Source organism: Mesorhizobium huakuii (assembly GCF_030160235.1).
Classification (GTDB): domain Bacteria; phylum Pseudomonadota; class Alphaproteobacteria; order Rhizobiales; family Rhizobiaceae; genus Mesorhizobium; species Mesorhizobium huakuii.
The window spans coordinates 147,954-162,461 of record NZ_BSNY01000009.1 but is presented as its reverse complement, the minus strand read 5'-3'; the positions used below and the strand labels follow the sequence as shown (position 1 = coordinate 162,461).

Annotated in this window: 12 protein-coding genes; 7 read left to right on the top strand and 5 right to left on the bottom strand. The window is 64.5% G+C overall.

Translation table 11 applies throughout. The annotated features are described in order from the left end of the window. Positions 1-180 precede the first annotated feature (180 nt). Positions 181-2,019, bottom strand: coding sequence for a M3 family oligoendopeptidase (locus tag QQK95_RS03155; protein ID WP_284268807.1), 1,839 nt, complete (start codon positions 2,017-2,019; stop codon positions 181-183). A gap of 172 nt (positions 2,020-2,191) precedes the next feature. Here QQK95_RS03155 and QQK95_RS03150 point away from each other — a divergent pair, with 172 nt between their 5' ends. Together QQK95_RS03150 and QQK95_RS03145 are read left to right on the top strand one after the other, a co-directional pair. Continuing rightward, the gene (locus QQK95_RS03150) at positions 2,192-3,727 is read left to right on the top strand and encodes a sigma-54-dependent transcriptional regulator (RefSeq protein ID WP_284268805.1); all 1,536 of its coding nucleotides are present in this window, start codon (positions 2,192-2,194) and stop codon (positions 3,725-3,727) included. Positions 3,728-4,303: 576 nt separating this feature from the next. Then, entirely contained in the window at positions 4,304-6,139 is a 1,836-nt protein-coding gene (locus QQK95_RS03145; protein ID WP_284268803.1) for a DUF882 domain-containing protein, read from the top strand. A 317-nt stretch (positions 6,140-6,456) separates the two neighbouring features. Here QQK95_RS03145 and QQK95_RS03140 read toward each other — a convergent pair whose 3' ends face one another. Beyond that, positions 6,457-7,350 carry an AraC family transcriptional regulator gene (locus QQK95_RS03140; protein WP_284268801.1) on the bottom strand — a complete coding sequence of 298 codons (894 nt, stop codon included), beginning with the start codon at positions 7,348-7,350 and terminating at the stop codon, positions 6,457-6,459. A 131-nt stretch (positions 7,351-7,481) separates the two neighbouring features. On the opposite strand from QQK95_RS03140, the gene QQK95_RS03135 reads away from it, so the two are divergent. Then, positions 7,482-8,231, top strand: a complete 750-nt coding sequence (locus QQK95_RS03135) for an SDR family NAD(P)-dependent oxidoreductase (protein WP_284268798.1) — start codon at positions 7,482-7,484, stop codon at positions 8,229-8,231. Positions 8,232-8,243: 12 nt separating this feature from the next. Here QQK95_RS03135 and QQK95_RS03130 read toward each other — a convergent pair whose 3' ends face one another. Next, a complete protein-coding gene (locus QQK95_RS03130; protein WP_284268796.1) occupies positions 8,244-8,882 on the bottom strand; it encodes a 2-dehydro-3-deoxy-phosphogluconate aldolase in 639 nt (212 codons plus the stop codon). Positions 8,883-9,150: 268 nt separating this feature from the next. On the opposite strand from QQK95_RS03130, the gene trhO reads away from it, so the two are divergent. The 3 genes from trhO to QQK95_RS03115 all read left to right on the top strand — a co-directional run bounded on the left by trhO (position 9,151) and on the right by QQK95_RS03115 (position 11,976). Further along, a complete protein-coding gene (gene trhO, locus QQK95_RS03125; protein ID WP_284268794.1) occupies positions 9,151-10,080 on the top strand; it encodes an oxygen-dependent tRNA uridine(34) hydroxylase TrhO in 930 nt (309 codons plus the stop codon). A gap of 117 nt (positions 10,081-10,197) precedes the next feature. Further along, a complete protein-coding gene (locus QQK95_RS03120) occupies positions 10,198-10,938 on the top strand; it encodes a tellurite resistance TerB family protein (protein ID WP_284268792.1) in 741 nt (246 codons plus the stop codon). 282 nt (positions 10,939-11,220) lie between these two features. Further along, positions 11,221-11,976 carry an SDR family oxidoreductase gene (locus tag QQK95_RS03115; protein ID WP_284268790.1) on the top strand — a complete coding sequence of 252 codons (756 nt, stop codon included), beginning with the start codon at positions 11,221-11,223 and terminating at the stop codon, positions 11,974-11,976. Between the two features lie 34 nt (positions 11,977-12,010). On the opposite strand, the gene QQK95_RS03110 is transcribed toward QQK95_RS03115, so the two are convergent. Next, positions 12,011-12,385 (bottom strand): YciI family protein, encoded by a 375-nt coding sequence (locus QQK95_RS03110; RefSeq protein ID WP_284268788.1) that lies wholly within the window; start codon positions 12,383-12,385, stop codon positions 12,011-12,013. 149 nt (positions 12,386-12,534) lie between these two features. Further along, entirely contained in the window at positions 12,535-13,719 is a 1,185-nt protein-coding gene (locus tag QQK95_RS03105; RefSeq protein WP_284268786.1) for a pyridoxal phosphate-dependent aminotransferase, read from the bottom strand. Between the two features lie 83 nt (positions 13,720-13,802). Here QQK95_RS03105 and QQK95_RS03100 point away from each other — a divergent pair, with 83 nt between their 5' ends. Then, positions 13,803-14,489, top strand: a complete 687-nt coding sequence (locus QQK95_RS03100) for a GNAT family N-acetyltransferase (RefSeq protein ID WP_284268784.1) — start codon at positions 13,803-13,805, stop codon at positions 14,487-14,489. Positions 14,490-14,508: the final 19 nt, after the last annotated feature.

The following is a 14,508-nucleotide window of genomic DNA, read 5'->3' as shown; positions in this document are numbered from 1 at the left end:
TTTCCCTCGCCGATCCGCATAGGCTCCGGCTGAGCTTGTGGCGAAGGCTATCATAGAGCTTGTGGAAAGCTATGGGAAAAACTCCCGCCTAGAGTTCTTCAAGAACAAATATTTAGGGAAAGAACAGAGCCGTCCCAACATGCATTCCGGCTAAACTGTTCTTTGCAAGCGAGAGGCATCTCAGCCGTCGAGCGTTTCCAGTTCATCGATCAGGCCGCTGACGACGCCGAGCCCGATCTGCCAGAAGGCGGGGTCGGTAGCGTCGAGGCCGAAGGGCGCCAGAAGCTGCGAATGATGCTTGGTGCCGCCAGCGCGCAGCATCTCGAAATACTTGTCCTGAAAACCGCGCTCGGCGTTCTGGTAGACGGCGTAGAGCGAGTTCACCAGGCAGTCGCCGAACGCATAGGCGTAGACGTAGAACGGCGAGTGGATGAAGTGCGGGATGTAGGTCCAGAACACCTCGTAGCCTTCGCGCAGCTTGATCGCCGGGCCGAGGCTTTCGGCCTGCACTTCCAGCCAGAACTGGCCGAGCCTGTCGGATGTCAGTTCGCCGTTGCGGCGCTCGGCATGCACCTTGCGCTCGAATTCGTAGAAGGCGATCTGGCGCACCACCGTGTTGATCATGTCCTCGACCTTCTGGGCGAGCATGGCCTTGCGCTCGCGCCGGTCGGTGGTCTGCTCGAGCAGCGAGCGGAAGGTCAGCATCTCGCCGAATACGGACGCCGTCTCGGCCAGGGTCAGCGGTGTCGAAGCCATCAGCGCGCCCTGGCCGGCGGCCAGCACCTGGTGCACGCCGTGGCCGAGTTCATGCGCCAGCGTCATCACGTCGCGCGGCTTGCCCATGTAGTTGAGCAGCACATAGGGGTGGGCCGACGGCACGGTCGGATGGGCAAAGGCGCCTGGCGACTTGCCCGGGCGCACCGGCGCGTCGATCCAGTTGCGGTCGAAGAAGGTGCGCGCGATCTCGGCCATCTCGGGCGAGAAGCGCTGATAGGCCGACAGCACGGTGTTCCTGGCTTCGTCCCAGCCGATCACCGACTGCGGCGTCTCCGGCAACGGCGCGTTGCGGTCCCAGTGGTTCATCACGTCCATGCCGAGCCAGCGGGCCTTCATCGCGTAGTAGCGATGCGACAGGCGCGGATAGGCCTCGCGCACCGCGGTGGCGAGCGCATCGACCACGCCGCGCTCGACGCGGTTGGCGAGATGGCGGGAATCGGCAATGTCCTCGAAGCCGCGCCAGCGGTCCGAGATTTCCTTGTCCTTGGCCAGCGTGTTGGTGATCAGGGTGAAGGTGCGCAAATTCTTGCGGAAGGTGGCGGCCAGCGCCTCGGAGGCACGGCGACGCACCTCACCATCGGCATCCTGCAGGCGATTGAGGGCCGGCTCCAGCGTCAGTTCCTCGCCGTCGACGTCGAAGCGGAGGTCGGTCATCGTCTCGTCGAAAAGGCGGTTCCAGGCGCCGCGTCCGGTGATCGACTTCTCGTGGAAAAGCTGCTCGACGCGGTCCTCGAGCTGGTATGGCTTGTCCATTCTGAGGTCGAGCACCCAGGGCCGGTAGTGGCCGAAAGCCCGATCGCTGGTAAGCGCGCTTTCGATCGCGGCGTCGTCGATCAGGTTCAGTTCGAGCGCGAAGAACAGCAGATGCGCGCTGGCGTCGGTCATCTTCTCCTGAATGTCGCCATAGAGCTTGGCGCGCTGCGGATCGGCGGTGTTGCCGGCATAGACCAGGCCGGCATAGGAGACGATGCGGCCGATCAGTTCCTCCAGCGCCTCGTAGGCGACCAGCGCCTCGCCCAGTCTGCCGGCCGCGCCACGCCCGGCCTCGGCGGCGAGCGTGCCCTTCCAGCGGCTCTCGAAAGCGATTGCGTCAGCGGCGGCTTTTGCGATGTCACGCTTCAGTTCCGGGGCTTCCATGCCGGCATAGAGGTCGGCAAGGTTCCATTCCGGCAGATCGCCAAGCTCGGCCGCGCCCTGACCGGACGCCGGTGCCGCAAGCCGCCGACCAAACATCATGCGCATCGACAATACCTTCTGTGAATTATGGGGTCAGAATCAAGCAGCAGAATCAGGGGGAACAGGCAAGCCGGTCAAATCCTAAGGAATTCGTTCACCGGGTTTTTTGAAACCTTATTTAGAACCCTGTGCCAAGATGATCCATGGGGATTTCGGGCGCGGGCAGTTCAAGACAGTCATGACAGGTTCCATTCTCATAGTCGATGACGATCCCGTGCAGCGCCGGCTGCTCGAGGCGGCGGTGACGCGGTTCGGCCACACGGCAATCGTCGTCGACGGCGGTGAGGCCGGCCTCGACGCGCTCGACGGGCCTCGCGACCGCGACATCTGCGTGGTCATCCTCGACCTGGTCATGCCCGGTCTCGACGGCATCGGCGTGCTGAAAGCGATGCGCGAACGCGACATCACCGTCCCGGTCATCGTGCAGACCGCCCAGGGCGGCATCGAAACCGTGGTGTCGGCGATGCGCCACGGCGCCTTCGATTTCGTCGTCAAGCCGGCGTCACCCGACAGGCTGCAGGCCTCGATCGCCAATGCGCTCAAGGTCGAGGCGGTCGAAGGCGAGGTCAAGCGCACGTCGCGCAAGCGCGGCGGGTTGCTGACGTTCAGGGACATGATCACCCACAGCCCGGCCATGGACAGGGTGATACGCCTCGGACAGAAGGCGGCAGCGTCCAACATCCCGATCCTGATCGAAGGCGAATCCGGCGTCGGCAAGGAACTGGTGGCGCGCGCCATCCAGGGCAGCGGCGACCGCCGCTCGAAACCTTTCGTCACCGTCAATTGCGGCGCCATCCCCGACAATCTGGTCGAATCGATCCTGTTCGGCCACGAGAAGGGCTCGTTCACCGGCGCCACCGACAAGCACACCGGCAAATTCGTCGAAGCGCATTCCGGCACGCTGTTCCTCGACGAGATCGGCGACCTCCCGCTCGACGTGCAGGTCAAGCTGTTGCGTGCCGTACAGGAGGGCGAGGTCGATCCGGTCGGCGGCCGTTCGACCGTCAAGGTCGACATCAGGCTGATCTCGGCGACGCATCGCAACCTCCTGCAGCAGGTCAAGGACGGCAAGTTCCGCGAGGACCTGTTCTACCGGCTCAACGTCTACCCGATCTTCGTGCCGCCGCTGCGCGACCGCCGCGACGACATTCCGCATCTGGTCACGCATTTCATGGAGAAGGTGGCGCCCGCCGACCCGCGCCATCGCCTGCAAGGCATTTCGCCGGCAGCGCTTGCCGTGCTGGAGGCCTATGACTGGCCCGGCAACATAAGGCAGCTCGAAAACGCCGTCTTCCGCGCCTCCGTGCTGTGTGAAGGCGACGTGCTCGATGTCGATGATTTTCCGCAGATCCGCGCGCAGGTGGAAGGCACCGTCAATCTCGAAACGGACGACACGGCACCTCGCCTCTCATCGCCTCCGGAACTCCGCGACGAGGGAGACGTGGGCGGCGATGCCGCGCCAGCCGCCGAGCCGGATCGGCCGGCCGTGCTTCAGCCCAGATTCGGCACGCTGCGGGCGCTCGACGAACGCGGCAATGTGCGCGCGCTCGCCGATGTCGAACTCGAGATGATCAAGCTCGCCATCGATCACTACAACGGCCAGATGAGCGAAGTCGCGCGCCGGCTCGGCATCGGCCGCTCGACGCTCTACCGCAAGCTCAAGGAATACGGCATCGACCCGGAGACGGGCCGTGTCGAGCGTCTTGCTTCCTGAGGTGTGTTGATATTCAGGTGAGGCCGGCCTGCAAGCGGCGCTTCCTGCTTCCGGTGCCCACCTACGAAAGTACGCTCCGCTCCGGTTCTCGGAGCCCACTGTTTTCGTCGCGGCCCGACCTGAATCTCAACCCACCTTGGGAGCGCTTGATCTCTTTCAGAACCAGGACCACGCCCCCGGCGCAAGGCCGGGACCAGCTTGCTATGACAGGATTGCCACTGTATCGGGGTTTCGGCTGGAATATGGCATGGCTGTGGACAGCTCTGTTCACGCATTAAGGCTAACGGTAACAGATCGTGTTCGGCCAAAGCCGGAAACCTGATCTAAACCAGCGGTTTACCAAGAAATCTTGTGAACAATTTTTGACGGGATATCGCCATGGTGTTACCGCATTTCGGCTTCAATAAGCGATGATTAACCATTAGGATCGATATTCGGATGTGAAAACGACACATCCGTTTGGGCAAATCCGGGGACAAACGGCAGCCTGCAAGGCCTTTTGATTTGAACAGAATCGAACGACTCACAAACGGGCGTCATCATCATCTGAGCGTCTGGCCGAGATGGCTGGCAGCGGTGATTGTCGCTTTTGGTTTTGTTGGCGCGGCGGCCACTGGCGCCAGCGCAGAGACGCGTTCGCTGAAGCTTTATCACCTGCACACGCACGAAAAGGCCGAGATCGTCTACAAGCGCAACGGCCGCTACCTTCCCGAAGGCCTGCGCAAGATCAACATCATCCTGCGCGACTGGCGCCGCAACGAGCCGACCAAGATGGATCCGCGCCTGCTGGACCTTGTCTGGGAGGCCTATCGCGAAAGCGGCTCCTCCGACTATATCCAGGTCGTGTGCGGCTACCGTTCGCCTGCGACCAATTCGATGCTGCGCAGCCGCAGCCGGGGCGTCGCCGAGAAGAGCCAGCATATGCTCGGCAAGGCGATGGACTTCTACATTCCCGGCGTGCCGCTGAAGAAGCTGCGCAACATCGGCCTCAAGATGCAGGGCGGTGGTGTCGGTTACTATCCGACCTCCGGTTCGCCGTTCGTCCATATGGATGTCGGCAATGTGCGCCACTGGCCCGGCATCAGCCGCCAGGAACTGGTCAGCCTGTTCCCCAACGGCAAGACGCTGCATGTGCCGAGCGACGGCCGGCCGCTGCCCGGCTATGAACAGGCGATGGCCGCCTACAAGGCACGCAAGGGCGCTGGTACGCCCAATGTCGAGCTTGCGAGTGCCGGCGGCAGCGGCAAGAAGTCCGGTGGGTTCCTGTCTGCCTTGTTTGGCGGCGGCTCCGATGAAGCCGATGACAGCGCGGATGTCGAGACGGCTTCGGCCGCCCCTGCGCCCAAGCCCAGAAACCTGAAGCCGGCCGCGACCGCCAAGAGCAGTAACCTGCCGGGCATCGCCATCGTCGCGCCGGAGAATGCACAGCGCGCCAACGTTCCGCAGATTGCCGACGAGCAGGCTCCGGAACCGGAGAAGGATACGCCGGAAACGATCATTGCCGCGCTGCCTGCCAAGGAGATTCCGCTGCCCGATTTCGCGCCGCGGCCCAAGGTCGATGTCGGCGCGCAGCCTGAGAATGTTCCATTCGCCACAGCGGATGCGTCGGCCACAACGGAACAGGCGGTGGCGACCGCGCAGGCGCCGGCGAACATGCCGTTCGGCAAGGCTGACCCAGCAGCGCTCGCGGCGGCGGCTGCCGCTGATCCGGCGCAGGTTGCCGTCAACAACATCCCCTTGCCGACATGGCGTCCCGAACGCACGCTCCCGGCGGATCTCGCGCCGCCGCCCAGCAAGGATGTGCTGATGGCGCTGGCGGATACGGCCGAACAGGGCAAGACCGCGACGGATGCGTTCTCGGTGCTGCCCTCGGCACGGCCCGAGCCGGCCAAGCCGGATGCCGTCAAGGCCGTGCTCGACGAGGCCAACGCGCAGGCCGGCAATGCCGTCGAATACAAGCAGGTCGGCAATGCTGACGAATACAAGGTTGCGTCGCTGGCCGAAGAGCCGCGCTCGGCCTTCAACGACCCGTCGGGTGTCGATGCCGCATCTCCGCGCCAGGCTGTTGCCGCCCGTCCGGCCGGTTCCGATCCGGCCGCCGCGATCGGCGCCGGCGTGAAGACGACCCGCAAGGAAGCCAGGGCCACCGCCCGCGACCAAAAGCCGGGACCCAGGGCCATGGTGGTCGCCGCCGCGCCCCAGGCCGCCCGCTGGGCGCTGACCAGCGGCGACAACGTCGCTACCGTTTCGAGCGCCACGACGGCGCCGGGCTACGCCTACAACATCGTGCACACGCCGCCGAGCGAGGTTTATACCGCCGGCTTCCAGACCGATGCCCAGGCGCCGGACCCCAGCCGCTTCACCGGCAACGCCGTCAAGTTCCTGTCGGTCGCGCGCTTCCAGACCAAGTAGGCGGCTGGCCAAAGATAACAGAAGCCGCGCAGGGCAACCGGCGCGGCTTTTTGCATTCCAGTGTACGCCAGATGCGATGCCGCGATGCTGTAGATCACAGGCGGCTGGATCCGGGAGAATTGGCCCGGTCGGCGAGAGTCGGCCGGGCTTTATGTGCCAGCTGACGCCGCGCGTATGTCCTGGTTCCGAGGCCTAGAGCGTTTACCGTTTCATGGAAACGGCGAACCGCTCTAACTCTTTGTTTTGACGCAATTCCCTAGGGAAAGCGCTACGCGCTTTTCCCGGGAAAACCGCTTCACACTTTTCCTGGAATTGCTCTAGTCGACTTCCAGCGTGGCTGCTTCGCCCCTGGCCAGGAGCCGCGCCGCGTCACGCGCCGGCGGCAGTCCGAAATGGCGCGCATATTCCCGGCTGAACTGGGATGGGCTTTCATAGCCGACGGCAAAGGCGACACGCGTGGCGCTGCCCGGTTCCGCGATCAGCAGATGACGCGCCTCCAGCAGACGGACCTGCTTCTGGTACTGGATCGGGCTCATGGCGGTTGCCGCTTTGAAGTGGCGGTGAAACGAGGCGTTGCTCATATGTGCCAGCGCGGCCAGCTCCGTCACATCGATAGGCTCGTTATAGTGCGATCGTATCCAAGCGGTGGCGCGGCGGATCTGTGACAGGCGACCGTCAGCGTGTGCAAGCTGGCGCAGCTTCGCGCCTTGCGGGCCTTGCAGCAGGCGGAATGCGATCTCGCGTTCGAGCATGGGCGCGAGCACCGGAATTTCGGCCGGACGGTCGAGCAGCCGCAGCATGCGGCGCCAGGCATCGAGCAGTTCGTCATCCAGCCGGTTGGTCACGAAGCTGTCGCCGTCGACCGCAGGCTTGTGGTCTATAAGCAGGCTGGCGATCAGCTCGACATCGAGGGCGAAGGCGATGGCCATGTAAGGACGGGCGCTGCTCGCCTCGATCAACTGGCTGGTGGCAGGCGTCTCCACCGCATAGACGAAATAGCTGCCGGCGCCGTAGCGAAGCGTGCGGTCGCCGATCAGCACTGTTTTGGTCCCCTGCAGCACGAACAGCACCGTCGGCTGGCAAAGCTCGGGCAGCGGCGGGGTCGGAACCTCGCTGCGGCCGATCGTGACGCGCGGGATCGCCGTCTTTGTGCGCCGCCCATGCGCATGGCGGCTGGCGATCGTGATCAGTTCCTGCAGGGCTGATTCCATGTCTTCAGCATTGCTGATCCAAGCGGGTCGCGCAACCAGTTGAGAGGATTAGGCAAGAGGAAGCGAGTATCCGGCGCGCGAAATCGGCCGATGCACGTCATGTCTGGGTTTCAAAACAAGGAGACATGGACATGACGATTAAAGCGAATGCGCTGATCACCGGCGCCAACAAGGGCATCGGCCTCGAAACCGCTCGCCGGCTGGGGACAAAAGGCTTCAAGGTCTGGCTCGGCGCCCGCGATGCCGAGCGCGGGGAGGTGGCGGCAAAGGCGTTGCGCAATGAAGGGCTCGACGTCGAATGGCTCGCGCTCGACGTCGCCAGTGACGACAGCGTGGCGGCGGCGGCCAGAACCCTGACGGCGCAGGTCTCCAGCCTCGACGTGCTGGTCAACAATGCCGGCATTGCCCCAGGCTATGTCGATGCGCTCGGACCTGACGGCCGCTACGAACGGCCGCCAAGCCGCGAGGATGTCGCCGACATGAAGGCCACCTATGAGGTCAACGTCTTCGGTCCGGTTCGCGTCAGCCAGGCCTTCCTGCCACTGCTGCTGGCAGCGCCCGCTGCCCGCATCGTCATGCTCAGCAGCTATCTCGGCTCGATCGCGCGCGCCGCCGGCAACAGCCAGTCGCCCAATGTCATGGGCTATGGCAGCTCGAAGACAGCGCTCAATGCCATCACCGTGGCCTTCGCCCGGGAGCTGTCGCCGCGCGGCATCATGGTCAACGCCGCCGCACCCGGTTACACCGCGACGGACCTCAATGCGCACAGAGGCGGCCGTACGGTGCAGCAGGCCGCCGGGGTCATCGTGCAGCTGGCGACGCTGAAGGCCGGCGGGCCTACCGGCGGCTATTTCGACGAGAACGGTCCGTTGCCCTGGTGAGCGAAGGGCCCATTATTTCCTGAGCTGGCTGGCAGCACGTGCGAGCGCTTCGATCTCGTCCCACTTGCCGGCCTTGACCATGTCGTCGGGCGCGACCCAGGAGCCGCCGACGCAGATGACGTTGGGCAGGCTGAGGTAGTCGGCGGCGTTCTTGCCGGTGATGCCGCCGGTCGGGCAGAATTTGACGTCGGCCAGCGGCGAGGCGAAGGCCTTCAGCGAGGCTATGCCGCCGGACTGCTCGGCCGGGAAGAACTTCAGGAAGCGCAAGCCGGCCTCGCGCGCGGCCATGATCTCGCCGGGCGTGATGGCGCCGGGCAACAGCGGAACCTCGCTGTCGGCGGCGGCCGACAGGAGTTCGCGCGTGATGCCGGGGCTGACGATGAAGCGCGAGCCGGCGCTGGCCGCCTCGTCGAACTGCCTGCTGTCCAGAATGGTGCCGGCGCCGACAATGGCTTCCTCGGCCTCGGCCGCCACCCGCCGGATCGCTTCGAGTGCGTCTGCGGTCCGCAGCGTGATCTCGATCGCCGGCAGGCCGCCGCGCGCCAGGGCGCGGGCCAGCGGCACGGCATTGGCGACATCAGTGATCTTCAGCACCGGGATGACCGGCTGGCCGTTGAGGAGCGACAGGAGTTTTTCGGTCTTGCTGGGCATCTGTCTCTCCATGGCCTGATGCGTGCCGCCCAAAAGTGATCTCGGTTTTGGGACTACGGCATGCATGAAACAAAGATCCAAAGCGCGACGCGCCTTAGGGAATTTCAACCGATTAGCAGACGGGTGTTTGCCTGTCCATGAAACCGGTCGCGTCGCGATGTCACGCGCTGGCGGACAGCTTACGGGCTCTTTCCCGACAAGGCCATGACAGGCGCCGAAGCCGGTTTCGCCTTGAATCGGCATTTACGAGCGTCTAGTTGCTCTGGCAATGACACTGTCCGCTCCATCCCAGCCTGTCCGCGTCGCCGCGCTCTACCGGTTTGCCAGGCTCGACGCCTTCGAGACGCTGCGCGCGCCGCTCGCCGCCTTCTGCTGCGGGCGCGGCATCAAGGGCACGCTGCTTCTTGCGCATGAAGGCATCAATGGCACCGTCGCCGGCAGCGAAGCAGCGATCGCCGAGCTCATCGACCACATCGAAGCCATCGATGGGCTGGCGGGGCTCGAGATCAAATACAGCGCAGCCACGGAAATGCCTTTCCACCGCATGAAGGTGCGGCTGAAGCGCGAGATCGTCACCATGGGCGTCGAGGACATCGACCCTGCGACAAGCGCCGGCACCTATGTCGCCCCCGCCGACTGGAACGCGCTGATTTCCGAGCCCGGCACGATCGTCATCGACACACGCAACGCCTACGAGGTCTCGATCGGCACCTTCAAGGGCGCGGTCGATCCAGCGACCGCGAGCTTTCGCGAATTCCCCGCCTGGGTGGAAGCGCACAGGGCGGAGCTCGAGGGCCGCAAGGTGGCGATGTTCTGCACCGGCGGCATTCGCTGCGAAAAGGCGACCGCCTACGTCAAGTCGCTCGGCTTCGAGGATGTGTTCCACCTCAAGGGCGGCATCCTCAAATATCTCGAGGAGGTTCCGGCCGAGCAGAGCCTGTGGCAAGGCGAATGCTTCGTCTTCGACGAGCGGGTTTCGGTGTCGCATGGCCTCGCCGAGGGTGACGCGGAACTCTGCCGCGCCTGCCGCCATCCGCTGACGGCAAGTGAGTTGGCGTCGCCCAGATATGCCGCAGGCATTTCTTGCCCGCATTGCTTCGACGCCCGTACCGACGAGGACCGTCAGCGCTACGCCGAGCGCCAGCGGCAGGTCGAGCTTGCGCAGGCGCGGGGCAAGGGGCCGCATATCGGGTCCTGATCCGGGCGGGCGAGTCCGGCAAAGCGGCGGCCTGTCATTGCAATGTCAGGTTTCGGGACCTACGTCTTCGGCGTTCGAAACCTGCCCGTTCGGCCGGGCAAAAGCTGGAGGCACTGAATGTTCGATCCCAAGAAGCTTCTCGACGATCTGCTCGGCTCGCAAATTCCCGGCACCAGCGGCACCGTCCGCGACAAGGCGGGCCAGGCCGTGCAGATGGCCAAGGACAACCCGCTGGCCGCCGGTGCCTTGGCAGCGGTGCTGCTTGGAACAGGGGCCGGCCGCGAGGTGACAGGTGCGGCGGTGAAGCTCGGTGGCCTGGCCGCGATCGGCGGCCTCGCCTACAAGGCCTACCAGAACTACAAGGCCGGCAACGCCCCGGAGCAGGCGCCGGCCGCCGGCGAACCGGAATTGCTGCCGCCGCCCAAGGACACCGCCTTCCATCCTTCGCAGGCGCCGCAAGGCGAGGACGAGTTCACGCTGACCCTGGTGCGGGCGATGATCTCGGCGGCCAAGGCCGACGGCCATGTCGACGACGAGGAGCGCAAGATGATTGCAGGCAAGCTCAGCCTTGCGGGGATCGGCTCCGATGCCGAGAAATTCCTGATGGCGGAGCTGGAACGCCCGCTCGACCTCGACACGCTGGTGGCGGAGGCCAAGACCGACGCGCAAAAGCTCGAACTCTATACGGCATCGCGCCTCACCATCGATCCCGACACGCGCGCCGAGCGCGGCTATCTCGACCTGCTTGCCGGCCGGCTTGGCCTGCCGGACGCGCTGGTCGACCATGTCGAGGCGACGGTTTCGGCAGCCAAGGTTCCCGCAACAAAGACCGGAACTTCGCCCAATCCACGCTGGTAGGGTCAGATCGGGACAGGCCGTCTTTCCGGCGTTAACCTTTCGTTAACTCAGGAAGCGCATGATTCTACACAGTCGGATCGGCTTTTCCTCCTCCCAAGCCCGGTTCAGATCAGGGCGGTCGCCAATGACCGCCCTTTTTGTCGGCCCATGCCGGGGCTTTCTCCGAAAACTGGGCCCGATTTTTCGAGGACATGCTCGTGCAGGTCCGCTTGCCATCGCTGCCGTCATTTGCGATGCCTCTTGCCCAAGCCAAATCCTGAAAATCAGTCGGAGACATCCGCCATGACCGAGCAAAGAACCGCCATCGTTACGGGCGCCGGCACGGGCATCGGCAAGAGCGTTGCCACGGCGCTGCTCAAGGCCGGCTGGAACACGGTATTTTGCGGCCGCCGCAAAGCGGTGCTGGATGCAGCGGTCGCCGAGGCCGGCCCGACCGAAGCCAAGGCATTGGCGGTCGCCTGCGACATCAGCAAGGCCGGCGAGGTCGACGATCTGTTCGAGACGGTGGCGGAAGCCTTCGGCCGCGTCGACCTGCTCTTCAACAATGCCGGCATGGGTTACAAGTCGACGCCAATCGACGAGATCCCGGTCGAGGTGTGGAACGATATCGTCGGCGTCAATCTCACCGGTTCGTTCCTGTGCGCCCGCGCCGCCTTTGGCGCCATGCGCAAGCAGCGGCCGATGGGTGGGCGCATCATCAACAACGGCTCGGTGTCGGCCTATGCGCCGCGCCCGGGCTCGGTGCCCTATACGGCGACCAAGCATGCCATCACCGGACTGACCAAGACGCTGGCGCTCGACGGCCGTCCCTACGACATCGCCTGCGGCCAGATCGACATCGGCAATGCGCTGACCGACATGGCGCAGCCGATGACCGTCGGCGTGCCGCAGGCCAATGGCTCCATCGCCGCCGAAGCGGTGATGGATGTCCAGCACGTCGCCGATGCCGTCGTGCACATGGCCAGCCTGCCGCTCGAGGCGAACGTGCTGTTCATGACCGTGATGGCAACCAAGATGCCGTTCGTGGGGCGTGGGTGAGTTAGCGGACGCCGGCAGGGCCTCCGCTGCCGACTCATTTGCCCGCCAGCGGCACACCGGGCTTGAACAGCAGAATGGGCCTGATCTCGTAAACCGCGGTCGGATTGACGCGGCGAAGGTCGCGGGCGATCGCAATGGCCTCGTCCCGCGTGGCGCAGTCGACGACATAGAGGCCGAGCAACTGTTCCTTGGTCTCGGCGAAAGGGCCGTCGATGACCACGCCGTCGCCCGGGCCGCGCAAGGTGATGGCATCCTGGGTGGCCCCCAGACGCGCGGACGGACCAAGCGTGCCTTCCGCATGAAGCCTTGTGTTGATCTTCAGCAGGTCGGCCATCAGTGCGGCATCTTCCTGCGGCGTCAGCGCCTTGATCGCATCTTCCACGTGATAGGCAAGGATTGCATAGAACATTCGAGGATTCTCACGTCGATCTACATCTGAGGACCGTAGCCGTTCTCGAGATGCAGGCCCAGCCTTGGCCGCTTGCCTCCGGACGGCTCATGACACCGCCACGGCAGCCGGCCACAAGCCATCCCGACCCGCGCGGCAGACGCAAAGCCTTACTTGGCGAGGAATGCCCCGATCCGTTCCAGCGCGCGCAAGATGTTCTCCTCGGAGTTGGCGTAGGAGAGCCTGACATAGCCTTCGCCGAGAATGCCGAAATCGGGGCCGCCGATCAGCGCCACGCCGGCGTCGTCGAGCAGTGCGGAGGCGAGCTTCTTTGCCTTCCAGCCGGTCTTCGAGACATTGGGGAAGGCGTAGAACGCGCCCTTGGGCGTGATGCAGGAAATGTTGGGCAAGGCGTTCAGCCCTTCGACCACGACCTTCCTGCGGCGGTCGAAGGCGCGCATCATGGTGTCGACATCGTCCTGCGGGCCATCGATGGCGGCGATGCCGGCGAACTGGCTCGGCGCGTTGACGCAGGACCAGCAATTGACCGCCAGCTTGCGAACCTTGTCGTAGAGATGGGCGCCCTTGTCGCCGTTCGGCCAGATCGACCAGCCCATGCGCCAGCCGGTCATCGCCCAGGTCTTGGACCAGCCGTTGAGCACGATCAGGCGGTCGCGGATTTCGGGATAGCCGAGCAGCGAGCAATGCGTCTCGCCGTCATAGGTCATCACATCGTAGATCTCGTCGGAGAGGATGGCGACATCCGGGTGCTTCTCAAGTCCCTTGACCAGCTTCTCGATCTCGGCGCGCGGCGTCACACCGCCGGTCGGGTTGGCCGGCGAGTTGAGGATCAGGAGCCTGGTCTTGGAGGTGATCAGCGCCAGCGTTTCTTCCGCCGAGAAGGCAAAGCCGTTTTCCTCGCGCATCGGCACGGGAATGGGGGCCGCACCGGTGAACTCGATCATCGAGCGGTAGATGGGAAAGCCGGGGTCCGGATAGAGGATCTCGGCGCCGGGTTCGCCGAACATCAGGATGGCGGCGAACATGGTCGGCTTGCCGCCCGGCAGGATCATCACCGTCTCGGGCGAAACCTCGACGCCGGTGGTGGTCAGCGTGCGCCGCACCACCGCCTCGCGGGTCGCCAGAAGCCCGTTGGCGGGCGTGTAACCGTGGTGGCCGTCGCGCAGCGCCTTGATCGCCGCCTCGACGATGTGCTGCGGCGTCTTGAAGTCGGGCTGGCCGATGCCGAGATTGACGATGTCGCGGCCCTGTTGGGCGAGCGCCGTCGCCCTCGCGAGCACCGCGAAGGCATTTTCCTCGCCGAGACGGTCGAAGGCCGAAATCGTGTGGAGCATTTTTCCCGTCCGTGTGGTTCTTACTGTGGGGTTGCGTTTTTGTGAGCTTCGGCCCGCAAAAGTCAAACGGATTGGAGTCTTCGGTGTCGGAAAATCTCAAAGATTGGCAACCGCGTCCGCGGCCGGAGCGCAAGGCGATCGACGGCCGCTATGTCAGGCTCGAACCGCTGAGCGCCGCAAGGCACGGTGACGGGCTCTATGAAGCGTCTTCCGTGTCCGATGTCGACGGCCGCTTCGCCTGGCTGCCCGACTATCCGCCGGAAACCCGCGCCGCTTTCCAGCCCTGGCTGGACAAGGTCGAGGCGAGCGAGGATCCGCTGTTCTTTGCCGTCATCGACAAGGCCAGCGGCAAGGTCGCCGGTCGTCAGACCCTGATGCGCATCGATCCCGCTTACGGCGTCATCGAGATCGGAAACATCTATTGGGGGCCGTTGATCTCGCGCAAGCCCGGAGCGACCGAAGCGCAGTTCCTGTTCATGAAATACATTTTCGACGAACTCGGCTACCGCCGCTACGAATGGAAGTGCAACAACCGCAACGAGCCGTCGAAGCGGGCGGCGGAACGGTTCGGCTTCAAGTTCGAGGGCATTTTCCGCCAGCACCTCATCGTCAAGGGTGAAAACCGCGATACCGCATGGTATTCGATCATCGACAAGGAATGGCCGGCCCTGCGCAAAGCCTATGTTGCGTGGCTCGACCCGGCCAATTTCGACGGCGCCGGCCAGCAGAAGCGACGGCTCGAGGATTTTCGCGCGGAATTCGGGGCGTGAGTTTCGGCTCGTAACGGGA

Excerpts from the sequence above, each read along its gene's own strand:
- QQK95_RS03120 (WP_284268792.1), top strand. The coding sequence starts at position 10,198 with ATGTTCGATCCCAAGAAGCTTCTCGACGATCTGCTCGGCTCGCAAATT.
- QQK95_RS03105 (WP_284268786.1), bottom strand. The coding sequence starts at position 13,719 with ATGCTCCACACGATTTCGGCCTTCGACCGTCTCGGCGAGGAAAATGCC.
- QQK95_RS03140 (WP_284268801.1), bottom strand. The coding sequence starts at position 7,350 with ATGGAATCAGCCCTGCAGGAACTGATCACGATCGCCAGCCGCCATGCG.
- QQK95_RS03130 (WP_284268796.1), bottom strand. The coding sequence starts at position 8,882 with ATGCCCAGCAAGACCGAAAAACTCCTGTCGCTCCTCAACGGCCAGCCG.
- QQK95_RS03115 (WP_284268790.1), top strand. The coding sequence starts at position 11,221 with ATGACCGAGCAAAGAACCGCCATCGTTACGGGCGCCGGCACGGGCATC.
- QQK95_RS03150 (WP_284268805.1), top strand. The coding sequence starts at position 2,192 with ATGACAGGTTCCATTCTCATAGTCGATGACGATCCCGTGCAGCGCCGG.
- QQK95_RS03110 (WP_284268788.1), bottom strand. The coding sequence starts at position 12,385 with ATGTTCTATGCAATCCTTGCCTATCACGTGGAAGATGCGATCAAGGCG.
- QQK95_RS03155 (WP_284268807.1), bottom strand. The coding sequence starts at position 2,019 with ATGCGCATGATGTTTGGTCGGCGGCTTGCGGCACCGGCGTCCGGTCAG.
- trhO (WP_284268794.1), top strand. The coding sequence starts at position 9,151 with ATGACACTGTCCGCTCCATCCCAGCCTGTCCGCGTCGCCGCGCTCTAC.
- QQK95_RS03135 (WP_284268798.1), top strand. The coding sequence starts at position 7,482 with ATGACGATTAAAGCGAATGCGCTGATCACCGGCGCCAACAAGGGCATC.